The organism is Plantactinospora alkalitolerans (genome assembly GCF_015690345.1).
GTDB classification, from domain to species: Bacteria; Actinomycetota; Actinomycetes; order Mycobacteriales; family Micromonosporaceae; genus Plantactinospora; species Plantactinospora alkalitolerans.
In genome coordinates this window covers 1-23342 of sequence record NZ_JADPUN010000121.1, presented here as the reverse complement: position 1 = coordinate 23342, position 23342 = coordinate 1, and the positions used below count along the sequence as shown (strand labels likewise).

At 69.7% G+C, this 23342-nt stretch carries 18 protein-coding genes and 1 pseudogene; 10 read left to right on the top strand and 9 right to left on the bottom strand.

The window, feature by feature from the left end:
* Window positions 1–166: 166 nt before the first annotated feature.
* Window positions 167–742, bottom strand: a complete 576-nt coding sequence (locus tag I0C86_RS11205; RefSeq protein WP_196201160.1) for a helix-turn-helix domain-containing protein — start codon at window positions 740–742, stop codon at window positions 167–169.
* A 101-nt stretch (window positions 743–843) separates the two neighbouring features.
* Between I0C86_RS11205 and I0C86_RS11200 the strand changes: the two genes are divergently transcribed.
* The 4 genes from I0C86_RS11200 to I0C86_RS11185 all read left to right on the top strand — a co-directional run bounded on the left by I0C86_RS11200 (window position 844) and on the right by I0C86_RS11185 (window position 6077).
* Window positions 844–1485: a class I SAM-dependent methyltransferase gene (locus I0C86_RS11200; RefSeq protein ID WP_196201159.1), complete on the top strand. Its 642-nt coding sequence runs from the start codon at window positions 844–846 to the stop codon at window positions 1483–1485.
* Between the two features lie 210 nt (window positions 1486–1695).
* Complete coding sequence (locus I0C86_RS11195; RefSeq protein ID WP_196201158.1) at window positions 1696–2883, top strand: NAD(P)/FAD-dependent oxidoreductase; 1188 nt, start codon at window positions 1696–1698, stop codon at window positions 2881–2883.
* On the top strand, window positions 2880–3776 hold the full coding sequence (locus I0C86_RS11190) for an RNA polymerase sigma-70 factor (protein ID WP_196201157.1): 897 nt from the start codon (window positions 2880–2882) through the stop codon (window positions 3774–3776). The genes I0C86_RS11195 and I0C86_RS11190 overlap by 4 nt, the downstream gene beginning before the upstream one ends.
* Before the next feature lie 183 nt (window positions 3777–3959).
* Window positions 3960–6077 carry an MMPL family transporter gene (locus I0C86_RS11185; protein ID WP_196201156.1) on the top strand — a complete coding sequence of 706 codons (2118 nt, stop codon included), beginning with the start codon at window positions 3960–3962 and terminating at the stop codon, window positions 6075–6077.
* 211 nt (window positions 6078–6288) lie between these two features.
* Here I0C86_RS11185 and I0C86_RS11180 read toward each other — a convergent pair whose 3' ends face one another.
* A complete protein-coding gene (locus I0C86_RS11180; protein ID WP_196201155.1) occupies window positions 6289–7449 on the bottom strand; it encodes a low temperature requirement protein A in 1161 nt (386 codons plus the stop codon).
* A gap of 332 nt (window positions 7450–7781) precedes the next feature.
* On the opposite strand from I0C86_RS11180, the gene I0C86_RS11175 reads away from it, so the two are divergent.
* Window positions 7782–8489, top strand: a complete 708-nt coding sequence (locus I0C86_RS11175; protein WP_230393968.1) for a TMEM175 family protein — start codon at window positions 7782–7784, stop codon at window positions 8487–8489.
* Window positions 8490–8631: 142 nt separating this feature from the next.
* Here I0C86_RS11175 and I0C86_RS11170 read toward each other — a convergent pair whose 3' ends face one another.
* Both I0C86_RS11170 and I0C86_RS11165 read right to left on the bottom strand, forming a co-directional pair.
* The gene (locus I0C86_RS11170) at window positions 8632–11955 is read right to left on the bottom strand and encodes a S8 family serine peptidase (protein WP_196201154.1); all 3324 of its coding nucleotides are present in this window, start codon (window positions 11953–11955) and stop codon (window positions 8632–8634) included.
* 125 nt (window positions 11956–12080) lie between these two features.
* Entirely contained in the window at window positions 12081–12563 is a 483-nt protein-coding gene (locus I0C86_RS11165) for a SigE family RNA polymerase sigma factor (protein ID WP_255527688.1), read from the bottom strand.
* Between the two features lie 731 nt (window positions 12564–13294).
* On the opposite strand from I0C86_RS11165, the gene I0C86_RS11160 reads away from it, so the two are divergent.
* Window positions 13295–13645, top strand: coding sequence for a histone-like nucleoid-structuring protein Lsr2 (locus tag I0C86_RS11160; RefSeq protein ID WP_196201166.1), 351 nt, complete (start codon window positions 13295–13297; stop codon window positions 13643–13645).
* Between the two features lie 282 nt (window positions 13646–13927).
* Here the strand turns inward: I0C86_RS11160 and I0C86_RS11155 are convergent, their stop codons facing one another.
* The 3 genes from I0C86_RS11155 to I0C86_RS11145 form a co-directional block, all read right to left on the bottom strand.
* Window positions 13928–15043: a GDSL-type esterase/lipase family protein gene (locus I0C86_RS11155; RefSeq protein ID WP_196201153.1), complete on the bottom strand. Its 1116-nt coding sequence runs from the start codon at window positions 15041–15043 to the stop codon at window positions 13928–13930.
* Window positions 15044–15238: 195 nt separating this feature from the next.
* On the bottom strand, window positions 15239–16075 hold the full coding sequence (locus tag I0C86_RS11150; RefSeq protein ID WP_196201152.1) for an IclR family transcriptional regulator domain-containing protein: 837 nt from the start codon (window positions 16073–16075) through the stop codon (window positions 15239–15241).
* Window positions 16076–16145: 70 nt separating this feature from the next.
* Window positions 16146–17609: an amidohydrolase family protein gene (locus I0C86_RS11145; protein WP_196201151.1), complete on the bottom strand. Its 1464-nt coding sequence runs from the start codon at window positions 17607–17609 to the stop codon at window positions 16146–16148.
* A 348-nt stretch (window positions 17610–17957) separates the two neighbouring features.
* On the opposite strand from I0C86_RS11145, the gene I0C86_RS11140 reads away from it, so the two are divergent.
* From I0C86_RS11140 to I0C86_RS11125, 4 genes are read left to right on the top strand one after another with little or no spacing between them, the layout of a single operon-like run.
* A complete protein-coding gene (locus I0C86_RS11140; RefSeq protein ID WP_196201150.1) occupies window positions 17958–19139 on the top strand; it encodes a CaiB/BaiF CoA transferase family protein in 1182 nt (393 codons plus the stop codon).
* Window positions 19121–19918, top strand: a complete 798-nt coding sequence (locus tag I0C86_RS11135; protein WP_196201149.1) for a citryl-CoA lyase — start codon at window positions 19121–19123, stop codon at window positions 19916–19918. Before I0C86_RS11140 ends, I0C86_RS11135 begins: the two co-directional genes overlap by 19 nt.
* A 30-nt stretch (window positions 19919–19948) precedes the next feature.
* Window positions 19949–20815, top strand: a complete 867-nt coding sequence (locus I0C86_RS11130) for a DODA-type extradiol aromatic ring-opening family dioxygenase (RefSeq protein ID WP_196201148.1) — start codon at window positions 19949–19951, stop codon at window positions 20813–20815.
* Complete coding sequence (locus I0C86_RS11125) at window positions 20812–21174, top strand: hypothetical protein (RefSeq protein ID WP_196201147.1); 363 nt, start codon at window positions 20812–20814, stop codon at window positions 21172–21174. The genes I0C86_RS11130 and I0C86_RS11125 overlap by 4 nt, the downstream gene beginning before the upstream one ends.
* A 55-nt stretch (window positions 21175–21229) precedes the next feature.
* On the opposite strand, the gene I0C86_RS11120 is transcribed toward I0C86_RS11125, so the two are convergent.
* Window positions 21230–22711, bottom strand: coding sequence for a glycoside hydrolase family 130 protein (locus tag I0C86_RS11120; RefSeq protein WP_196201146.1), 1482 nt, complete (start codon window positions 22709–22711; stop codon window positions 21230–21232).
* Window positions 22708–23342: pseudogene (locus I0C86_RS11115) on the bottom strand (glycosyltransferase); the annotation flags it as partial. The gene I0C86_RS11120 and the pseudogene I0C86_RS11115, both read right to left, overlap by 4 nt.

Here is a 23342-nt window from a genome sequence, read left to right as displayed (position 1 = left end):
GGCTCGAAGTTATCCACTCCGGCCCCTCATCCACCAATGATCGAACGGCTCGGCGGTGAGCATCACGCCGTTGTCCCCGCGTACGCGACTCGCGCTCGACGTCGAGTAGCCGCACGACAACCATGGGTAGCCGCGGCGCACCGCCGACGAACTGTCCCGCAGCCCCTCAGGCGTCGCGGATGTGGATCTGCTCGCCCTGCGGGCTGAAGAGGCTGAGGATCTCGACCGGGTCGGGGCCGGCACTGGCCATGCCGTGCGGTGTTCGGGTGTCGAATTCGGCAGCCTCACCGGTGGCGAGAGTGGTGATGTGGGATCCCACCTTCAGATGGAGTGTGCCGCCGAGCACATATATCCACTCGTACCCGCCGTGCACGCCCTGCTCGATCGGGGCATCCGGCCTTCGACCGGGTAGCACCATCTTGAAGGCCTGAACGGGGGCGCCGTGGCCGGTCAGCGGGATGTAGACCATGCCGTGACGGCGGACGGGTCGGGGATGGATTCGCGGATCTCCGGAGGGTGGCGCGCCGACCAGGTCGTCGAGGGGAACCCGGTAGGTCCGTGCGAGTGGGATCAGCAGGTCGAGCGAGGGGCGTCGGAGCCCGGACTCCAGGCGCGAGAGGGTGCTGACGGAGATCCCCGTCTGCTCGGCGACCTCGGCCAGCTTCAGGTTCCGCCCGTTCCGCGCCTCGCGTAGGCGGGGACCGACCGCCTCGAGCAGCGGTTCCAGTTCCTGATCCGGCACTGCCCACACTCCCCGACCTCATGCGTTTGCGGTTTCCGCAAGCGTACTTGCTCCGACCGTTCCGGGTACGGACAGTGGAGCGGGTGAACACAGGAGAACCGATGAGCGGAACCACAGCCACCGCGAGCGCGGAGTTCTGGGAGAAGCACTACCGCGATGCCGACCCCGACTGGGGCATCCGGCCGAACGCCGTGCTCACCGATGTCGTCGACGGCCTGTCACCGGCGGCCGGTAGCGCCCTGGACCTGGGATGTGGCCACGGAGGAGACGCCTTGTGGCTCGCCGCACAGGGCTGGCGGGTCACCGCCGTGGACGTGTCGGCGACAGCGCTGCGGCGGGTGGTGTCCGGCGCCGAGACTGCGGGCGTCGCCGACCGGGTGGTCGCCGCCCGACACGACTTGTCCCGTTCGTTTCCCGACGGCGCGTACGACCTGGTGTCCGCCTGCTACTTCCACTCCCCAGTCGACATCGACCGGACAGAGGTGTTGCGCCGGGCCGCCCAGACGGTGACTCCCGGCGGTCTGCTGCTCGTCGTCGATCACGCCTCCATCGCCCCGTGGTCCTGGAACGCCCACGGACACACCCGGTTCCCCACGCCGCAGGAGACCCTGGACGGCCTGCGCCTCGACGAGGGCTGGCACATCGAGCGCCTGGTGGCGGCTCCGCGTCGGGCGACCGGACCCGACGGCCAGACCGCCATGGTGACCGACAACGTCATCGCGCTCCGGAGCGTCCGCGACTGACGGCCGCCCATCCGCCGGCCCGCGTACCGCCGTGCCGAGAGTGACCCTGCCGGCACGCGGCTCACGGATGGGTACGCCCAGTTCACCGGTCCCGTCGTCATCAACACAGGCTCCGGTTGTCTGAGCGGCCGGGACGTCGCCGTGTCATCGGAGCGAGGTGATACGCATCACGTCGTGTCAGCTTTCGGTGTCTCGCGGTGTCTTTGGGGCATGACTGAGCACAACACACGCCGCAAGGTCGTTGTCGTCGGCGGTGGTTATGCCGGAACGCTCGCGGCCAACCATCTGCGGATGCGCGCCGGCGTCGACATCACTCTGGTCAATCCCCGGCCGGACTTCGTCGAACGGGTGCGGCTGCACCAGTTCGTGGCCGGCACCGGCGAGGTCACGATCGACTACGGCAACCTGCTCGGCGAGGGAATCCGGTTGGTCGTCGACAGCGCCACGCGCATCGACACCGCCGCCCGCGCGGTGCGGCTGGCGTCGGGCCGTGCGCTGGACTACGACCACGTCATCTACGCGGTGGGCAGCATCGCGGCGATACCGTCATCGGTGCCTGGCGCGGCCGAATTTGCCTTTCCCGTCGCCGAGTTCGAGTCGGCGCGGCGGCTTCGCGCCAGGCTGGTGGAGCTGCCCGCCGATGCTCCGGTCACTGTGGTCGGTGGCGGGTTGACCGGCGTCGAGACGGCTGCCGAGCTGGCCGAGCAGGGACGTGCGGTCACCCTGGTGTGTGGTGGAAGGCTGGTGTCGTCGTGGAGTGCACGGGGTCGCCGATACGCCGCCAGGTGGCTGATCCGGCACGGTGTCACCGTGCTCGAAGCCGACGTGGTAGCCAAGGTTCGCCCGGATGCGATCGTCCTTGACGTCGGTACGGTGCGTCCGAGCGCACTGACCATCTGGGCGACCGGTTTCGGCGTGCCGGGGCTGGCGGCCGCGAGCGGGCTGCGCACCGACACGCTCGGCCGGCTGCTCACCGACGAGACGTTGACCAGTGTCGACGACGACCGGGTGGTCGCCGCCGGCGACGCCGTGGCACCGTCCGGCCGGCCACTGCGGATGAGCTGCCAGGCCGCCGGGCCGCTGGGGGCCCAGGCCGCCAACACCGTGCTGAGCCACATCGCGGGGGTCGAACCGGCCGTGATCAACCAGGCCCTCACGGGGTCGTGTGTCAGCCTCGGCCGGCACGCCGCCATGCGGCAGCTCGCTCGCAGGGACGACACCGCGGTGAACCTCTACGTCGGCGGTCGCCTGGGCGCCGCGTTCAAGGAGCTGACCTGCAAGGTCGCGGTGTCGCGGATCCGTCGCGAGGCCAACCGGCCGGGTTCCACGGTCTGGGTCAAGGGCGGTCGACGGCCCGAGCAGCCGGCTCCCGCCGCGCGGGTGGTCACGTCCCGGTGACCACCGACGAGCATGCCGAGCGGTTCACCCTGTTGCGGCCGCTGCTGTTCACGATCGTCTACGAGATGCTCGGATCGGCCACCGAGTCCGACGACGTGCTACAGGACAGCTATCTGCGGTGGGCCGAGGTGGATCTCGCGACGGTGCGGGACACCAGGTCCTACCTGGCGCGGCTGGTGACCCGTCAGACGCTGAACACATTGCGGGCGAACGCGCGCCGCCGCGAGGACTACGTCGGCCCGTGGCTACCCGAGCCGCTGCTGCTGGACGAACACGACCCGTCGGCCGATGTGGTGCTCGCCGAGTCGGTGTCGATGGCGATGCTCGTACTGCTCGAAACACTCACGCCCGACGAGCGTGCGGTGTTCGTGCTGCGCGAGGTGTTCGGCTTCGACTACGACGAGATCGCCGCGGCGGTGGGCAAGTCCGTGCCGACGGTGCACCAGGTGGCGCACCGGGCCCGCGAGCATGTGCAGGCGCGACGCAGGCGATTTCAGCCCGTCGACGCCGCGAAGACCGCGCAGGTCACCGAGCAGTTCATGACCGCCGCGGCCACCGGTGACCTGGCAGGGCTGCTCTGCGTACTCACGCCGAACGTCACCTGGACCGCCGACAGCGGCGGCAAGGCCACCGCGGCCCGCCGGCCGGTGGTGGGTGCGCACAAGGTGGCCGCCGTCCTCATGGATCTCTTCCGCACACGCCGGCAGCTGCCGGGCATGCGGATCCGGATGGCCAACTGCAACAACGCGCCCGCGATGGTCGCCCACATCGGCGACCACCCCGAAGGTGTCCTCCTGATCGAGATCGTCGACGGGATGATCACCAACTTCTACGCCATCCGTAACCCGGACAAGCTCGTCGCGATGACGGTCCCGCGTCAGATCAGCCGGTAAGGAGCCGGCAGGCCACAGCGAATCGGGTCACCACCGCGAATCTCCTGGGGAGGCTGAGGGACGCGGAACTCGGCGGCGGTCCGGCTGGGTTGCCTGATGCCCGCACGCCTGCGGGTCCGGGCCCCGGAGGAGACCCTCGCGGGGGGTGACGGCAGAGGCATCGACCAACACTAAGGAATCCCCATGTTGCGGAAACTGATCACCTTGCCAAGTGGCAGGGTAGCGAAATGGGCCATCCTGGCCATCTGGCTCGCCCTGCTGATTCCGGCCTTCGTCCTGGCCGGCAAGCTCGGCGACGTTGAGAAGAATGACAATTCGGCCTGGCTGCCCGGCAACGCGGAGGCGACCAAGGTTCTCGAACAGGCCAAGAGGTTCCAGCCCGCCGAGACCCTGCCGGCGATCGTGATCTACGACCGGCCCGAGGGCGTCACCCCTGCCGACCTGGCCAAGGCCCAAGCCGACGTCGAAGCCTTCAAGGGCATCGAGAAGGTCGTGGGGCAACCACAGGGCCCGTTGAAGGCCCAGGACGGCAGGGCCATCCAGGTCGTGGTCCAGGTCGACGACGGTAACGAGGGGTGGGACGGAGCCCACGAGGTCGTCGACGCGATGACCAGGATCGGCGAGCGGAACGCCAACGGTCTCGGGTTCCACGTCACCGGACCTGCCGGTTACGCATCCGACTCGATAACGGCATTCAGCGGCGGAGGCGCCCTGGAGATGATCACCGCGTTGGTGGTGGTCGTCATCCTGCTGTTCACCTACCGCAGCCCGCTGCTGCCACTGCTGCCACTGCTGACGGCGGGCGGCGCCCTGGTCATGGCGGAGGCGGTGATCTACCTTCTGGCCCGGAACGCCGGGCTCACCGTCAACACCCAGACCAGCCTCATCCTGACCGTACTGGTGTTCGGCGCCGCCACCGACTACGCGCTGCTGCTCATCTCGCGGTACCGGGAGGAGTTGCGACGGCACGAGGACCGGCACGAGGCGATGGCGGAGGCCCTGTACCGCTCCAGTCCCGCGATCATCGCCAGTGCCGCGACCGTCGCCGTCAGCCTGCTGGTGCTGCTGCTGGCCACCCTCACCTCGAGCAAGGGGCTCGGCCCGGCCTGTGCCGTCGGTGTCCTCGTCGGGCTGCTCGCCATGGTCACCCTGATGCCGGCACTGCTGGTCGTCTGCGGCCGCTGGATCTTCTGGCCGGTCAAGCCGTCGTACGGCTCGGTCGGGTCCACCAGGGAGACCATCTGGACGCGGGTCGGCACCGCCATCTCCCGCCGGCCCCGGCTGGTATGGGTCGGCACCGTGCTCGTCCTCGGCGTCATGGCGGTCGGGGTGACAGGGCTCAAGGCCGATGGGATCCCGAGCAACGGCCAGTTCACCGACAAGACGCAGGCGGTCGTCGGCGAGGAGATCCAGTCCAGACACTTCCCGGCCGGATCGGGTGACCCTGTCTACGTCGTGGCCAAGGCCGCGTCGGCGGAGCAGGTCAGGAGCGTGTTGTCCGGCGTACCGGGAATCGCCGACGTCGCGGCGCCGGTGATCAAGGACGAGAAGGCCTTCGTCCTCGGGACGCTCAAGGACGCTCCCGGCAGCAAGGCCGCGATGCGTACCGTCGAGCGGGCCAGAACCGCGATCCACGGGATCGAGGGTGCGGACGCCCGGCTCGGCGGCAGCACGGCGATCGCGCTCGACACACAACGGTCGGCCGCCCGCGACGCCAAGGTGATCATCCCCGTCGTACTGATCGTGGTTTTCCTCATCCTCGCGCTGTTGCTGCGGGCGATCGTCGCACCGCTGCTGCTCATGGCGACGGTGGTGCTGTCGTTCGGAGCGGCCCTCGGCGTGAGCGCGCTGATGTTCAACCACGTGTTCGGCTTCGCCGGAGCGGACGCGAACTTCACGCTCCTGGTGTTCGTGTTCCTGGTCGCCCTGGGCATCGACTACAACATCTTCCTGGTCACCCGGGTACGGGAAGAGGCACTGCTGCACGGCACCCGGCGCGGAGCACGGATCGGACTGTCCGCCACCGGCGGGGTGATCACCTCGGCGGGTCTGGTTCTGGCCGGTACCTTCGCGGCGCTGGGATCGCTGCCGTTGGTGTTCGCGGCGCAGTTGGGGTTCACCGTGGCGTTCGGCGTACTGCTGGACACCATGATCGTCCGCTCGGTACTGGTCACCGCGCTGGCCCTGGACGTGGGTCGATGGATGTGGTGGCCCGGCAGGCTGTTCAGGCGTCACGACGACGCCGAGCCGCCGACGGCCGGGTCCGACCCCGAACCCGCTCTCGCGGGCGCGGGCAGGTGACGACTTCCGTCACGAGCCTCCTGGGACCGGCCGGGCGGCCCCGGATCTGGATCTGGTACCGCCTGGCATGGCCGGCCGCATGACGCACGAGCGGTAGGAGGCGGGAGCGGGCGGTCGGATGGCCGCCCGCTCCCGGGCGGTGGTGTTCGGCGGCGGGGTCGTCCACGGGAGCGGACGGCGCACGTCCCGGGGAGGGCGGTCGGTGGTCCGATCAGCCGCGCCGCTCCCGGATGCTCGCCACGTCGGCCAGGACGATGCCGAGCAGGACGACCAGGACGGTCCCGGAGACGGCGAGCGCGGGCAGGAAGACCATCGCCGGTGCCATGACGATCAGCACGCCGAGCCCGATCAGCCAGGGCCGGGCCACGTGGATGAAGACCTCGTGGCCCAGCAGCGCACGGCCGGCGAGGAAGAGACCCGGACCACCGATGATCGCCGCGACCCAGCCCCCGGACGTGTCGTGGAGCGGATGCCGGATGATCAGCTCGTCGCCGACCGTGCTGAGGACGACGCCCGCCACCATGATCAGATGGGCGTAGCCGGCCCACTTGGTCTCCCGGGCCGGGTCGGCGGAGCCGACGATGGCGCTGCCGAGCTTCTCCCTGGTCCGGTAGAAGTAGATCCACCAGAGCAGCACCGTGGTGGCGAACGAGATGGCGAACGCCAAGCTGGGATACATGCTGTAGTCGCTGCCCCGGAACGTCCGTCCGGTGATCACCACGGTCTCACCGAGCGCGATGATCATGAACTGCCGATACCGCTCGGCCAGGTGCTCACCCGCCGTGTTCCACTCCCAGGCCGGCGAGCGTCCGATCCTCGGGGTCGGCCACCGCAGCACCGGCCCCAGGTAGTCCAGGCCCAGCGCCGCCGTCCAGATCACCACCCGGGCCCCGGCCGGGGCGAACGCGCCCGCGAACCAGATCGCGCCAGAGATGCTGAACCAGAAGATTCCGCGCAGCGGCCGGTTGCGGAGCCGATGGTCGCGCAGGATCACCGCGAGCACGGTGCTGCGGAGGAGATGGATGCCGACGTAGGCGGCGGCGAAGAGCGGTGCGCGCCCGCCGAACGCGTCGGGGATCGCGGTCGACATCACCAGACTGCCGAACATGAACGCGATTACCAGCAGTTGCACGGCGGGCCGGCGCGAATTCAGGGTGTCGGTGGCGAGATTGGTGTACGACCAGACCCACCAGATCGCCAACAGCAGAAGCAGCGTCTCGTAGGCACCGAGCGGGTGCAGATCCATCACCAACGCCTCGGCCAGGCGGGCCAGCGTGAAGACGAAGACGAGATCGTAGAAGAGCTCCACGTACGTGGCCTGCTGCGGCTGATCCGGGTCACGGATCAGCGTCGAGTACCTGCCCGTCGTCATTGCCGCCCGCTCTCGCGCCCCCACAACCGGGCTTGCGACCCGCGCCCCGACCACCTACCGCCGTCGAAGCAAGTCGTACCACGGCAGATCGGCCCCGGGCCCGAGTTCCGGCGATGTGCCCACCGGAGCATCGGAGCGCGAATCAGTGGGTTTGTTCCGGGCCACGGCGGGAACCCGCCCGCGAGCAGCGAGGGCGGGAAGCGCCCACTTTTCGCGGGGGAGCCTGGCATGACTCGTCAGCACGCACGGGGGTCGTTCGGCGAGGCGGGTCACGTCGGCCACCGTCGCGGGGCGAGCGCGTACGACCTGACGTAGGAACGGGCCGACGCCGCATGCGCTGGTTACGACCGACCCGCAGGAACTCGACCGGCAGGGCTGCGACCGGATCCAGCAGACTCGCCGGCGCGGAACGTGATCCCGCCCGGCTCGTCACCTTCAGCGACGGCGTCTTCGCCATCGCCGCCACCCTGCTCATCCTGCAGATCCGTCCACCGCGGGACACCCGGGACCTGCTCCACGCCCTCGTCTCCCTCTGGCCCTCGTACCTGGCCTATGCCGTCACCTTCCTGCTCATCGGACAGATGTGGGTGAACCACCACGTTCTGTTCGACCACATCCGTGCCGTCGACCGCCCGGTGCTGTTCCTCAACACCGTGCTGCTGATGTTCATCGCGTTCCTGCCCTTCGCCTCCTCCGTCCTCGCCACCGCCTTCGAGTCCGGTGACGGGCGGCGGAGCGCCGTCGTGTTCTACGGGATCGCCTTCGAGGCCGTGGCCGCACTCTTCAACGTGATCTGGGAGTACGTCCGGCGCGGTCAGCATCTTCTCCGGCAGACCGCCGACCCGGACGGCACGAGTGCCATCGGTGGGCGCTACCGTCTCGCGCTCGTCTGGATCGCCGTCGGAACCGCACTCGGCGTCCTGCATCCCGTCGCCGGCGTGGTGGTGATCGCCGGCTTCATCCCTGCCTACTGGCTACCGAGCCGCAGCGAGGTCGCCAGCGCCGAACGCCCGCGCGATCGCGGCCCCACTCCGCCCTGAGAGCGGGGTGCGCAACGCCGCACTGCGGGCGGCCGGGGGCGGGGTCGCCTCGAGGACGGATCAGCGGCCCTTCTCGACCACTCCTGGTTCGGCACCAGACGTGATCTCGAAGGGCCGCTGATCCTTCAGGGCAGGCGGAGCGCTACCTGATCTCGTAGGCGCGGATCACCGTCTGTCGTACCGTGTTGCCGGACCGGTCCGTCGCGGTGGCCCGGAGTGAGACGAAGCCGCTCTTCTTCGGATGCTTGACGTGCACGGTGCCGACGCCGTTGACTGCGACGACGGTGGCCTTCTGCCAGGTGGCGCCGTCGTCGTAGGAGACGTCGACGCCGACGGAGCGGACGCCGCCGCCGGTCGTTCCCGGCTGCGGTCGCACCGACACCGGGATGAGGAACGACTGACCGGCCGGCGCCGTGTTGAGCTGGTCCAGCGCCGGGCTGAACCGGATTCCGGACAGCGGCAACCGCACCAAGTTCTCCCCCGCCACGTGCCCCGACCGGAAGGTCCAGGCCGCCTCCACCCGGGTGGAGAGGGCGACGGGATGTCCACGGGTTCCGGTGACCTCCAGCCGGTAGTCCGCCGCTGCCGCGGGAACCTCGAAGGTCTTCCAGAGTCCGTCCGACTCCCCGACCTTGACACCGTCCCGGTACAGGACCATCTTCTCGACCGCGTCGAACGAGGAGACCTGTCGACCGGCGCCGTCGGCGAAGAGCGGAATGTTCACGAAGATCTCGTCGCCGACCCGGGAGACGTAGTCCTCCGGATAGACCGGAGCCTCCAGGCTCGCGCCGAACACCGCCTGGTTCCACTGGTCACGGGTGACCGTGCCGGCCCGGTACGTCAGGGGAATGAAGCCCAAAACTGTCGACAGCCGGCCCGATGCGTCCTGCTCGAACAGAAGGCGCGCCCACCGCACGTCGGGGTCGGCGTTGAAGTACTCGGTCCCTTCGAACGGCGAGTCGAACGTGAGCGGAATGACAAACGCCCCGCTGTTACCTGGGAAGATGGCCGGGTTGTTGACCTCGAAGCTGCCGGGCACGTTACGGGCGTACCGGGCGTGAACGGTGGCCAGGTCCCGGTCACGAGTCTGCCGGGTGAAGCCGTCGAGTTGGTCGGCCGGCACCGACCAGGCCAGGTTGTAGACGAACGGGCTGTTGTGGACGCCGATTTCCGGATCCACCCTCGCCCAGGTGCCGGTCACGCCCGCGGAGAACCCCTCCACCGGACCACCGTCGTCGACCCGCCCCAGGTGCATTCCGGCAAAATCGTCGCCTAATACACCGTAACCGTAGGAACTTACCCCGACCTGTAGATTCACCGCAAGATCAGCAAAGACCTGGGTCGCGTCCGCCCGGGGCACGGTGACCGACACCGGCTTCGCCTTACGCGCGTCCACGGTCACCGTGGTCGGCCTGTTCACCTCCACGACCGGCTGGGTCAGCAGGCTGCTCACACCCTCGCCTGACTCCTCCTTGATCCTGGTGAAAAGCGCATACCGGCCCGCAGGTAGCCGGACCGTGCCGCACACGGGGCGTATGACGTCGTCGGAAGTCAGCCCCGATCCACCGAGGCGGACCAGTTCGGAGCAGTTCTCGATCGCCGCACCGGCCCGGTTCACGTACGAGATCGTGAGGTCGTAGACTTCCGCCTCCCGGTCCACTGTGATCGGCGTACGCAGCACCAGGTCTCCCGAGATGGCGACGACCCGACCCGTGTAGGCGCCCTCGGCCACACCGACCCGGGTGTCCGCGGTGACGGTCACCTCGGCGGTCCCGCCGGCCGGCACCGTCACCGTCGACGCGCTCACCGTGAAGAGTCCGGCCGGTGCCGCCGTACCGTCCGGTCCCGACGCCTGCACCGAGACGGCCAGGGTCACCGGGGCCGTACCGCTGTTGCGGTACGTCACCGGCTTCGACACCGGTACGTCGTCGTGGTGCGGCCACTCCCGCCGGCCGAACCCAACGCTCGGCGGATCGGTGGCGAGCGTCTGCCCGATCGCCCGGGCCACGTCCACCCGGCCGGCACCCTGGGCGAACATGTCCAGGTCCGGATGGGGTACGGCGGCAGCCATCAGGGTCGACTTGAGCGCGGCGGCCTTCCACCCCGGATGCTGTTGCGCCAGGATCGCCGCGGCGCCGGCCACGTGCGGCGTCGCCATCGAGGTACCCGACGCCGTCAGGTACGGCTCCTCCGGCAGCGGGCCGTCCGAACTGCTCGCCGCCACGATCTCCACCCCTGGCGCGGTGATGTCCGGCTTCGGCCCCGAGTCACCCGCACGCGGCCCGCGACTGGAGAAGTCGGCCAGCTCGTCGGACCGGTCCACAGCACCGACCGCGAGCGCGGAATCGGCGCTCGCCGGAGACCCGATGGTGCCCGCCCTACCGGAATTCCCCGCCGCGACGACGAAAAGCGTGCCGTGCTGCTCGGTGAGGGTCTGTACGGCCTGCTCTATCGGATCCACCTCCGGAGTGTCCCCGCTGCCGAGGCTCAGGTTGACGACCGCGGCACCCCGCTCGGCCGCCCACTGCATTCCGGCCAGGATCGACGAGTCAGGACACCCGCGCGCGCCGCAGACCTTGCCGGACAGCAGCCGCGCCCCAGGTGCCACCCCCTTGTTCCGACCGTCCGAGGCGGCACCGGTACCCGCGATGGTCGACGCCACGTGCGTACCGTGCCCCACCACGTCCCGTGCGTCCTCGTCGGTGAAGTTGGCCGTCCCGGTCACCTGCCCGGCCAGGTCCGGATGATCGGCGTCCACCCCGGTGTCCAGCACCGCCACCGTGACGCCCGCGCCGTCCAGCCCCGCCTGCCAGGCCGCCGGCGCCCCGATCTGCGGCACGCTCCGCTCGAGCGTCGGCTTGCGCAGCCCGTCGAGCCAGACCTTCGAGACGCCGCCGCGCAGGCCCTTGGCGGTGGCACCACCGGCTATGCCCTGCCAGAAGTCGGTCAGCGTCGACTTGGCCGCCCGCACCGCCATGCCACCCACCGACGGTAGATCCCGGACCACCTTGGCACCCCGCGCGGTCACCGTGCCCCGGGCCGCCGACCGGTTGCCGGCGGTCGTGACGATCAACGGCAGATCACCACGGCGGTCGTCGTAGCCGAACTCGATAAGCGTGGTCACGTCGAAGAGCCGGGCGTCGAGCCGTCCCTGCTCGACCAGCGGAAGCGCGTCCACCGGCGTGACGCGCAGTCGACCGTCGAGTCGTCGGGTCACCGCCGGAATGCCGTCCCGGCCCGCGCCCGGCTCGAACGACGCCACCCCGTCAGCACGTACCGTGACCCGATCGCCCGTGATCAACGTGACGGACCGGGCGGGCTCTCCCGGGCGCTGCGGCGTGCGGACCACCTCCGGGCCCGCGTTCGGCGCGGTGGCCCAGGCGGACGACGCCGCCGGCCCCACGGACGACACGACAAGAGCGACGACGGCGGCACCGCCGCCCCACCGGGCGAGTGTCCTCAGCATTTGTCCTCCCACAGGATCCTCATACCGCTACCAAGCACTCACGTACGTCGAACGGTTCCATCCGCTTCATCTGCGCCGGAAACCGGTCGTCGGTCGAGGAAGGACGGTAGATCTGGTTGAAGTGTCTACGTCGATGGTCTGGTGTGGGCCGGGGCGGCCGGAGCCAGTGCGTCGGCGAGCGGGCGGCGTAGCGCGGTGAAGGCCCGGTGTGCCCGGCTCTTCACCGTGCCGACGCGGCAGCCCAGGACCGTCGACACCTCCTGCTCGGTGAGTCCGGCCCAGAACCTGAGGAGCAGTACCGCCCGTTGTTGCGCCGGCAGCGCGCGCAGCGTGGCGCGGACCAGCCGGGCGAGGTCGCGTGGCTCGTACGGGTCGTCGGCCCGCCCGTCCGGTAGCACATCGGTCGGGATCTCCCGACGCCATCGCTGGCGTCCGGTGCGCCAGGCGGCCCGCGTCATCACCTTCTTGGTGTACGCCTCGGCGTCACCGTCGGGATGCAACCGCAGCCAGGCACGGTAGGTCTTGACCAGTGCCTCCTGGGCGAGATCCTCGCCGTGTCCGTGGTCGCCGGTGAGCCGCTCGCCGTGGCGTACCAGCCGCGGTAGCAGGCTCGTACGAACTCGGCGAACTCCGTATGCGCATCGGATCCGGTCAACAGGATTGCCTCCCGTCCGGCCGGACGCGCAGATCCGTCACCAACTCCTCCGGAGAACGCCCCGGCCCTCGGACCGGGAGGAAATCCGGACTCCGTCCCGAGCCGCCCGACGGAGCCGGGACGGCCCGAGGATGGACCCCACTGACCTGCGGCGTGCCACCATACTCAACGTCCCTCCTGGTATACATCGAACACGCGTACGGCATACCACCAGCGTCGCTGGCAGGGAGGAAATCACCAGCTTCTCCAATGCCGTCTGACATGCCTCCCATCAAGTCGACCATTGGCGGGCTGCGATGGTTACATCAGCGTCTGCCGGGTCGTCGAGTTGGCGGTCCTCGTACCGCCCACAGTGGCCCTGCCGTCCGATGTGCGCCGGAAGGAGCGGGACATCTCGGCGGCGACGGCGGAGAGCCGGGCGTCGACATCAGCGGGCGGATTGTTCCGACCGGTCGACGCGGGAATCGACCACGCCCGCCCCAGTCGGGAGCGCGGAGGTCACGATTAGAACAGGCCCGCCTCCGACGGTGATCGGTATCCAGTGCGAATCAATCCTGTACCCGTTGGTCAACGCTGAGTCACCGATCAACCTTGCTCCGTACGGGGCGTCCACTTGGCATGGCGGGCATCCGACGCGCTACTGTGTTTTTGTTACAGGAACGACCACTCGAAGGGAACGCCACAGTGGCCAAACAAGTCATTCACAAGCTGGTCGACGACCTGGACGGCGGAGACGCCGACGAAACCGTCAAGTTCTCGCTCGACGGAGTGCAGTACGAGATCGACCTCTCCAAGAAAAACGCTGGAAAGCTGCGGGACCTATTTGCCCCGTACGCCGCCTCGGGCCAGAAGATCGGCAGGGGTGCGGTGGTCGTCGGTGGCCGTGCCGCACGTGGCAGGGGTAGCGCGACCGCCGATCGCGAGCAGAACAAGGCGATCCGGGCCTGGGCCAAGAAGGAGGGCCGGGAGATTTCGGATCGGGGCCGCATCCCGCAGGAGATCGTCGACGAATACCACGCGAAGGCCGGTCGCTGAGCTTCTCGGGGTGCCGTCACGTGCAGGTCGGACACGGCGTGGAACTCGACGCGGCGAAGTACGGGTAGAAATCGGGATCGGCGCGACGTCCGGGCCGGCGCGCAGCCGTCGACCCGGACGAGTGGCGCGGATGGTCGCGGATGGTCCAGCCCTGGTTATGGGCTGACCGGATCGGATCAACTGCCGTCATGGCTTTCTCCGATACATCCGTGAAGTCGTGGCACGGTCACGCGACCGCTGGGATTCACCGAATAGGCGCCGGACGACACGTACCGGTCGGAGTCAGCTCGCGGTACAGGTGGGTGTCGTGCCCGCTCCGCTTCCGGTGCCCTGGAATCCGAACTCGGTCGACTGTCCGGAGGCGATCCGGCCGTTGTAGCTCACATTCGTGAACTGGACCGCGCCGCTGTTGCCGCTGCGTTGGCTGTTCCAGACATTCGTGATCGTGGCGCCGGACGGCAGTGTCATGCCGACCGTCCAGCCGTTGGTGCCGGAGGAGCCGGCCGTGACGCGCACCGTGGCCACGAAGCCACCGTTCCAGGAGTTGAGGGAGGCCGAGGCGGAGCAGCCGACGCCAGCCGGTGGAGTGGTCGGCGGAGTCGTGGGGCCACCCGTCGGCGGTGACGTCGGGGGCGCGGTCGTGGGGGGCGCGGTCGTGGGAGCCGTGGCCGTGGGGGTCGGCGTACTGCCCTCGGTCAGGCTGCCCGGCACGGCCCGAAGGGCGTTGTACCAGGTGGTGGCCATCTTGCTGTATCCGGTCGCGTTCGGATGTACACCGTCGGCCAGGTCGGCGGTGGTGAGCGCGTTGTACATGTCGACCAGGTACACCGGACGGCCGGCATTCGCCCGGGTCTGGACGATCTGCGGTATGGCCGCGTTGAAGCTCCGCACCTGGGCGTTGGTGTTCGCGGATCCGGCCGGAACGATCGTGGCCACGAAGACCTTGGTGTCCGGCGCCGTGGTGATGATCCGGTCGATCAGCGCGGCGAGCCGGTTCGGGGCATTCGGCAGGTCGCGGTTCTGGTTGATGTCGTTGGTGCCGATGTGCAGCAGGATCGTGCGAGGCGTGTAGGTACGAAGCCAGCCGACGATGTTGGCGTCGAGCTGGTCGATCCGCCAGCCGGAGTGTCCCTCGTGGTTCCGGTCACCGAGGCTGGCCGGCCCGTTCGCCAGGGAGCCGACGAAGTCGACCGTGTAGCCCCCGGCGACCACCTTCTGCCAGAGGTCGATCCGGTAGCCGCCGGGTACGTTGAAACCGTCCGTGATCGAGTCGCCGAGCGGCATCACCCGCACTCCGGCGGCCGCCTCCACCCGCGTGCTCGTGTGGGTCAGGATGGCCACTGTCACCAGCAGCGCCGTCAACAGCACCCCGGCACACTGCCGAATACGTGAGGTCATGGGTCACTCCCAGCCGCTCTTAGATTCACCTATGTCGATTGGATACCCCGATCGCGCACTCCGACGGCGAGGTGTCGAACTCCAGCGGCGAGCGCACATCGACATGCGCCGAACGGGGCCGGCGCGGCGGCGGAAGCGGACCGGAACAGCCTCGGACCCACCCCCGGGCGGCCGTCGACGCGCTGCCGACCTCGGCTACGGCAGGCGTACGCCGAGCGGCACGATGCCACGGCGCGGATCGTGCACGGTGATCGGCAGGGTGTCCAGCAGCGCCCAGTCCCGACTGATGTCGGCGGCGGTACGGAGCAGCCGGGGCAGATGTTCCTCGGTCAACTGCTCCACGCTGGTCTCCGCCGCGTGCACAGTCACGTTGACCGCGGCGACGACCTTGCCGTCCCCGTTGCGTACCCCGGTCGCGATCGACCGGATGCCGGGCGCGAGGTCCTGGTCGGCCAGGGCCCATCCCCGGGCCCGGACCTCGCGCAGCGTCCGGTCGAGCTCGTCGCGTTCCGGCTGCCACCACGGGGTGATACCAGATCGGGTCGGCTCGGCCAGCGCGGCGGTGAGCTCGGGCTGGTCGAGCGCGGCCAGCAGGATCTTGCCCATCGACGTGGCGGGTGCCGGGAACCGCGTGCCGACGGTGACGGCCAGCGTGACGATCTTCGGTACGGCGACCCGGGCGACGTAGACGATGTCGTTGCCGTCGAGCTGGGCCATCGAGGTCGACTCGTTGGTCGCCTCGACGAGGCGGCGCATGTGCGGCTCGGCGACCTCCCACATGTTCAGCGAGTTGATGTAGCTCATGCCCAGTTCCAGCACCCGGGGCGTGAGCGCGAAGCCCCGATCGGCGGAGCGGACGTAACCGAGTTCGTCGAGGGTGAGCAGAATCCGCCGGACGGTCGGGCGGGCCAGGCCGGTCGCGGCGGCGATCTCACTGAGCGTGAGCACCGGTCGACCGGCCCGGAAGCAGCGCAGTACGTCCAGTCCACGGGCCAGGGCCTCGATGAAGTCAGGTCCCGCCTCGCGCGTCATCCCGTCCACTCCCCCTGCCGACGATGCGGCCCGCTCCGACCTGGGCCGTCGCGGGCACACCCGCGTCGGCTCAATGCTTCCACTGGGCCGAGCCGGCATCCCACTCGGTGTACGTGTACGGATTGTCCATCAGGTTCGTCTCTGGGATGTCCGGGTTCATGCCCCGGGCCCAGGCCTCGTCGCCCATCGCACCGATCAGGTACTCGATGGTCCGTTCGACCTCGCGCCGGGCCTTGCCGAGGTCGATGCCGACCAGCCGGTGCGCGTGCTTGACCAGCCGGCCGTTGACCACCACGGAGTGCACGTCGCCGCGCTGCGCCTGGAAGGCCACCTGGCCGTACGGGTGGAGGATCGGGAACATCACCGGGGAGTCGTCGTTCTTGATCAGTACGACGTCCGCCTTCTTTCCCACCGTCAGGCTGCCGACCGTGTCGTCCAGTCCGAGCGCGCGGCTGCCGCCCCGGGTGGCCCACTCGACCACCTGCTCGGCCCGCAGGTGGCAGTGGGTGACCGTGTCCTGCCGGCCGTGCGCCTCCAGGTGCTCCCGGGAACGGTCCGCACCGAGGGTGGACCGCATGGCGCTGAACAGGTCTCCGCTCCACCAGACGCTGGTGTCCATGGAGAGCGAGACCGGGATGTCGTGGTGCCGGAGCTGCCAGGTGGGCGGGTAGCCCTGCCCTGCGCTCTGCTCGCTCTCGGTGGAGACCGAGACCGATCCGCCGGTGGCGGCGATCCGGTGGTACGAGTCGCGGGTGAGGGTGGCCGCGTGCACGTAGACGGTTTCCGGCGTCATGAAGCCGTTCTCGTGCATCAGTCGGATGCCGTCGTCGTTTGTGGCGCCCCAGACACCGGCGTGGGTGGTGACGGGCACGCCCAGTTCGCGGGCCACCTCGAACGCCGCCCGCTCCGGGAAGGCGGGATCACCGGTGACGTCGAAGGCCATCTGGAAGCCGAGCATGTCGCCGCGGCCGTGCAGTCGCCGCTGGACGAAGTCGCGAAACTCTGGGCTGGTCGCCCACTGCCAGGGGCCCTGCTGGATGTTGCCGTACGCGAGGACGAACCGGCCCGGGACCGCCTCCAGGGCGTCGACGGCGGCGTCCGCGTGCTGCGGCGTCTGGAGCCCGTGCGACCAGTCGACGGTGGTGGTGACGCCCGCGTCGATCGCCTCGATCGCGCCGAGCAGGTTACCGGCGTAGATGTCCTCGGGCCGGAAGAGCTTGCCGGATTCGAGGTAGTACCAGACGAAGTACTGGGTCAGGGTCCAGTCGGCGCCGTAGCCGCGCATCGCGGTCTGCCACAGGTGCCGGTGCGTGTCGATCATCCCTGGCATCAGGATGCCGTCGGTGGCGTCGATCTCCAGGGCGTCCGGTGGCGCGGTCAATCCGACGCCCACCTCGGCGATGCGCTCGCCGATCACGAGCACGTCGGCGCCGGGCAGCACCGTCCGGACGTCGTCCATGGTCAGGACCAGGCCGTTGCGGAAGATCATCGGCTGGCCCGACGTGACGGCCGGACCGTTGTCGACAGTGCTCATGCCGTCTCCTCGCCTCGCTCGTCGGTGGCCTGGGCCCGGAAACCGAGCTGGCCGGTCCGCCCGCCGCACCCGCTTCTGGGTCAGCTTCCCGCCGGATGCCGGGGCCATCGACGGACACTTGTCCGCGTAGTGGTCAAAGTTCGAGTGGCGAAATTGTGAGCCGGACCATCCGGCTTGTCAACAGTTCAACTGCGTGCGCCGGACCAGCTCCGGTCCGACCGCGCGCCGCCCTATCCAGCGCCTCGGATGGACCCGGTACGGGGAACACTCGACCTTGACAGCGGTCGAAGCCACGTCCGAAACTGGCGCTGGCGGACGCCTGTCCGTTATACGGACGAGAGGTTGCGGATGACGACGGAACGGCGGGATGGCGACGGTGCGCCGGACCGGTCACCGGGACCGCTGCGCGGCGTACTGGTGGCCGACTTCTCCCGCATCCTGGCCGGGCCGTACGCCACGATGCTGCTTGCCGACCTCGGCGCCGACGTGATCAAAGTGGAGGGTCCGGCCGGCGACGACACCCGGACCTGGATGCCGCCGGTCCGCGACGACGTCTCCACCTACTACCTCGGAATCAACCGCAACAAGCGCTCCATCGCGCTCGACCTGCGCGAGGCCGCGGACCTGAGGGTCGCCCGCGAACTGGCCGCCCGCGCCGACGTGCTGATCGAGAATTTCAAGCCGGGCGGACTGCACCGGTTCGGGCTCGACTACGGGTCGGTGTCGGCGGGCAACCCGGGCGTCGTCTACACCTCGATCAGCGGCTTCGGTACCGGCGCCGGAGCCTCGATGCCCGGCTACGACCTGATGGTGCAGGCCATCTCCGGCCTGATGAGCCTGACCGGAGACCCGGACGGCTCGCCGTACCGGGCCGGGATATCGGTCTTCGACGTGATGGCCGGGATGCACGCGAACATCGGCATCCTCGCCGCACTGCACCACCGCGCCACGAGCGGTCAGGGACAGCACGTGGAGGTCAACCTGCTCTCCTCGGCACTGTCCGGACTCGTCAACCACAGCAGTGGGTACGTGGCCGGCGGCGTGGTGCCGTACCGGATGGGCAATGCGCATCCGAGCCTGTTCCCGTACGAGCCGCTGCCGACCGCCGACGGCGAACTGATCGTGATCGCCGGCAACGACGGGCAGTTCCGCAAGCTGTGCCAGGTGCTCGGGCTGCCGGAACTCCCGGGCGATCCCCGGTTCGGGCGCAACCAGGACCGCACCGCCAACCGCGAGGAGCTCCGACCGCTGCTGGTCGACCGGCTGCGTACCAGGACCAGGGACGAGTGGTTCCGGGACCTGCTGGCCGCCGGCGTCCCGTGCGCCCCGATCAACACCATCGACGGCGGCGTGGCGCTGGCCGAGGAACTGGGACTGGACCCGGTGGTGACGGTCGGAGAGGGTGCCTCGGCCGTGCCGGGCGTGCGCAATCCGATCACCTTCTCGGCGACCCCGGCCCGCTACGAGTTGCCACCGCCGGGACTGGACGAACACGGCGAGGAGATCCGCAAGTGGCTGACCGGGAACTGAGCTTTCCGACCGCGATCGGCACGTCCGATCCGGACCAGATCCGACTGCTCGGTCAGGATCTCGCCGCCGACCTGATGGGCCGGGTGGGCTTCGGCGAACTGGCGTACTGGCTGGTCGCCGGGCGCCGACCGACGCCGGGCGAGGTACGGGTCTTCGAGACCGTGCTCGTCGCCCTGGCCGACCACGGCTTCACCCCGACGGCGATCGCCGCCCGGCTGACCTACCTGAGCGCCCCCGAGTCGCTCCAGGGTGCGCTCGCCGCCGGGCTGCTCGGTGGCGGCTCCCGCTTCCTGGGCGTCACCGAGGACTGCGGCCGGTTCCTCGCCGACGCCATCGCGGAACTGACCGGACAGCCCACCGACGACGCGGGCTGGGACGAGGTCGCCTCGGCGCTGGTCACGACGGCCCGCGCCGACCGGCGGCTGATCCCCGGCCTCGGGCACCCCGTGCACAAGGTCGGGGACCCGCGTACCCCGGTGCTGATCCGGATCGCCGACGAGGAGGGGCTGCGCGGCCCGCACCTGCGGCTGTTCGAGGCGATCGGCCGGGTCCATCCGGCGATCCTGGGCCGTACCCTGCCACTCAACGGGGCCGGGGTGTGCGGGGCCGCACTGGCCGACCTCGGGCTTCCGGTGGAACTGCTGCGCGGGTTCGCGCTGCTGGCCCGGGCCGCGGGGCTGCTGGGGCACCTGGCCGAGGAACGCCGCAACCCGATCGGGATGGACGTGTACCTGACCGTCGACCGCAACGCGCGCTACGTACCGCCGGATGGTGCTTGATCTTCCGACCCCGCCGAGAAAGGAGCCGCCGTGGCCACCGTCGTCGCGGTCATCGCCTCCACCCACCACCCCTTCTACTACCGGGCGAGCACCGCGACCGGCGAGGACCGCCCGCCGTTCGCGGACGAGTGGGTACGCAAGATCCTGACCTTCCGGGAGACACTCACCCGGGCCGACCCGGACGTGCTGGTGATGGTCGGATCCGACCACTTCCACCAACTGTGGCTGGACAACATGCCGCAGTTCCTGATCGGGAAAGCCCCGTTCTACGACGCGAACTGGTACAACGAGGAACGCGAGTTCGGCCTGCCGAGGATGCTGCTGCGCGGCCAGGAGGACCTGTCCGGGCACCTGCTGCGCGAGGGCCTCGACGCCGGGTTCGATCTCGCGTTCAGCAACGAACTGCGGATCGACCACAGCATCACCTGCCCGATCATCACCCTGCGCCCCGAGGCCGACCTGCCGATCGTGCCGATCTACACCAACATCTTCGCGCCGCCGCTGCCGCAGCCGAAACGCTTCGTACAGCTCGGCCGGACGATCCGGGAACTGGTCGAGTCCTGGCCGAGTGACCTGCGGGTGGCCATCGTCGGCACCGGACACCTGTCGCTGGAGCTGGGCGGGCCCCGCCAGTTCGGCCCGCACGGCCCGGATCCCGAGTTCGACCGGCGGGCGGTGGAATGGATCGCCAACGGCGACCTCGACGGCTGCCTGGCCGAGGTGACGCTGGACAGCCTGCACGCCCCCGGCAACGCCACCCACGGCTTCATGGACTTCATGTTGATGATGGGCGTCGCCGGCGCCGGCGCCAGGGCCGACCACGTGGACACCCTCGACCTGTTCCACACCATGGAGGCCTACTTCACCTGGTACCCGAACGGAGCCCCGACAGCATGAGCAGGTATCTGCTGAACAAGTTCCTCTACACCGTCGACCGCGACGCCGAACTGGTCGAACGCTACCGGGACGATCCGCGCGGCACCGTCGCCTGGTGGGAGGCGGAACGCGCCAACGCGGTGCTCAACTGCCACACCGGCGAGGCGAGCACCTGGCTGCGCTTCACCGACGCCGAGCGGGAGGCGCTGGCCAACCATGACCACGTCGCGCTCTTCTCGCTCGGCGCGCATCCGTTCCTCACCCTGACCCTCTTCATCGCGATGTTCGAGCGGGACCACGCCGAACCGCTCGGCTTCCAGAAGCAGTACGCGGTGCGGCTCGCCCACTTCGACCTGCCGTACCCGGACATCGCCACCTGATGCGAGCCGCTGTCAGCACCGAATGTGCCGGCCAGCTGCGGGTAGCCGTGCGGAGCTACCGTGCGGAGACGTCGTCCATCGCCGCCAGGACCGTGGCGAGGGGTACGGAGGCGAATCGGACCCGGGTGTCGTTGACTCCGTACGGCAGCCACAGGGTGCCGGCGTGCAACAGCCCGCCGCACGAGTACACGACGTTGGGCACGTACCCGTCCTGTTCGGTGTCGTCGGGAGCAAGCAGCACGCCGGGCAGTTCGGCGATGACGCGGTCGGGCCGGTGCAGGTCGAGGAGCAGGGCGCCGATGGCGTAGCGACGCATCGGACCGACCCCGTGGGTGAGCACGAGCCAACCGGCTCCGGTCTCGATGGGCGATCCGCAGTTGCCGACCTGGATCAGTTCCCAGCCCCGGTGCGGGGCGTGCAGCGGTACCGGGGGTTGCCACCGGTTGTCGTGATCCCGGATGGTCAGGCCGATGGTCTCGCCGTCGGAACGGCACAGCGCGAGGTGCTGGCCACCCACCGGACGCGGAAAGAGCGCGAGCCCCTTGTTCCGGACGGCCGGGCCGCGCATCGGGGACACCTGGAAGTGGCGGAGGTCGTCGCTGCTGAGCATCCGGGCGGCGATCCGCCGACCGTCGTAGGCGGTGTAGGTCGCCAGGTAGGCCGAGTCGCCGCCGTCGCCGGTGAGTCTGACGAAGCGGGCGTCCTCCATGCCGTTGCTCTCGGCAGCGGTGGCCGGCCACAGGACCCTCTGCTGGAGTGGGATGTCGGCCGGGAAGGTCACGGCGTAGCTGGCGGCGGTCGTACGGCGCAGTTGTTCCAGGGTGCGCCCGGTGGTGGTACGGGTGAGGAGGTCGGCGGGGAGGCCGCCCAGGGCCCGCTCGAAGGTGTCGTCGTCGAAACGCTCGGGCAGGGATCCCAGCACGGTGGCGGAGACCTCGTTGTCCCAGCCCTCCTCGGCGAGTCCCGCGGCGAGCAGGTCTCGACGGTGCCAGGCGCTCACCCGATGGCCGGTGTTCAACGGTCCGGACCGGTCACGAACGGTGAGGTGGTTGTCGGGTCCGAGTTCTGCGGCGGCGAAGCCGATCGAGGACAGGTGTCCCTCCCCGATCTGGCGCAGGCTGACCGCTACCCGTAGCTGGCCGGAGCCCAGGTCGGACTGATCGGGGTGCGGCACCATGGACGGGTTGCACAGGGCGGCGGCCTCCACGGCGTACTCGTGGCTGAAGTAGGCGCCGACGAGCAGGCGGACCGTGGGTGACAGTTCGTCGGTCTGGGTGACCCGGTGTTGGACCAGGGCGTAGTGGTGCCGAAAGGTTGCTTCGAGGTCGTGATGGCGACCGCCGAACCGGTCCAGGGTCTGCCGGAGCAGCTCGCCGGCCTCGTCGGCGTCGAGATTCGCGATGCGTTCGATGATCGCGGAGGCGCGGGTGCGTACCAGGGCGGCGTCCTCGCCCGGGACGAAGAGTTTCACGATGACCCGCTGGGGATCGGGCGTCAGAGCGAGGTCCAGCCGGGTGGCCAGGTCCGGTCCGATCATGACCATTGCCGGGCCTGCTGGAGCGTGGAGATCAGGGCGAGGGTCGACTCGGCACCCTGGTTGAGATTGGCGCCGGAGGGGGTCAGGCCGTCGTAGCCGCCGCCGGTCGCGGGATCCCACATCGTCGTGCCGCTGTCGTTGTCGCCGAGGAACCAGCCGGCAGCCTGACGTACCCCGATACCCCAGGCGGGATCGCCCGTGACGGCGGCGGCGGTGGCGCACGCGTCGGCGAGAGCGGCAACCTCGATCGGTTGCTGGTCGTGACGGGTTCGCGGGGCATGGCGCTGCCAGCCGCCGGCCGGGATGACCGACAGCACGCCGTCGACGAGCTGGATGTCGCGCAGCCAGGACAGCATCCGCAGCCCGTCGGCAAGCAGTCGGCCGTCGTCGCGCAGGTGGCCGGCGGCGATGACGACCTCGGCGAGAGCGGCGTTGGCGTAGGTCAGCCGCTGGTGCGGCCACGGCCAGTCCGGACCGTCTGCCGGGGCCCCGACGGCGATGGCGGCGTCGACCAGCAGGTCGGCCGCGGCGGCGTTGTCCGGCTGTCGGCGCAGCACCTCGGCCGCGCCGAGACCGGCGAAGGCCATCGCGCGCGGCGCGGCCGATCGCCGCGCGGCGCCGAGGGTGAAGG

Bases quoted from the DNA above. Each gene is read 5' to 3' on its own strand.
- I0C86_RS11200 (WP_196201159.1), top strand. From the start codon at position 844: ATGAGCGGAACCACAGCCACCGCGAGCGCGGAGTTCTGGGAGAAGCAC.
- I0C86_RS11195 (WP_196201158.1), top strand. From the start codon at position 1,696: ATGACTGAGCACAACACACGCCGCAAGGTCGTTGTCGTCGGCGGTGGT.
- I0C86_RS11185 (WP_196201156.1), top strand. From the start codon at position 3,960: ATGTTGCGGAAACTGATCACCTTGCCAAGTGGCAGGGTAGCGAAATGG.
- I0C86_RS11180 (WP_196201155.1), bottom strand. From the start codon at position 7,449: ATGACGACGGGCAGGTACTCGACGCTGATCCGTGACCCGGATCAGCCG.
- I0C86_RS11175 (WP_230393968.1), top strand. From the start codon at position 7,782: ATGCGCTGGTTACGACCGACCCGCAGGAACTCGACCGGCAGGGCTGCG.
- I0C86_RS11170 (WP_196201154.1), bottom strand. From the start codon at position 11,955: ATGCTGAGGACACTCGCCCGGTGGGGCGGCGGTGCCGCCGTCGTCGCT.
- I0C86_RS11155 (WP_196201153.1), bottom strand. From the start codon at position 15,043: ATGACCTCACGTATTCGGCAGTGTGCCGGGGTGCTGTTGACGGCGCTG.
- I0C86_RS11150 (WP_196201152.1), bottom strand. From the start codon at position 16,075: ATGACGCGCGAGGCGGGACCTGACTTCATCGAGGCCCTGGCCCGTGGA.
- I0C86_RS11145 (WP_196201151.1), bottom strand. From the start codon at position 17,609: ATGAGCACTGTCGACAACGGTCCGGCCGTCACGTCGGGCCAGCCGATG.
- I0C86_RS11140 (WP_196201150.1), top strand. From the start codon at position 17,958: ATGACGACGGAACGGCGGGATGGCGACGGTGCGCCGGACCGGTCACCG.
- I0C86_RS11125 (WP_196201147.1), top strand. From the start codon at position 20,812: ATGAGCAGGTATCTGCTGAACAAGTTCCTCTACACCGTCGACCGCGAC.
- I0C86_RS11120 (WP_196201146.1), bottom strand. From the start codon at position 22,711: ATGATCGGACCGGACCTGGCCACCCGGCTGGACCTCGCTCTGACGCCC.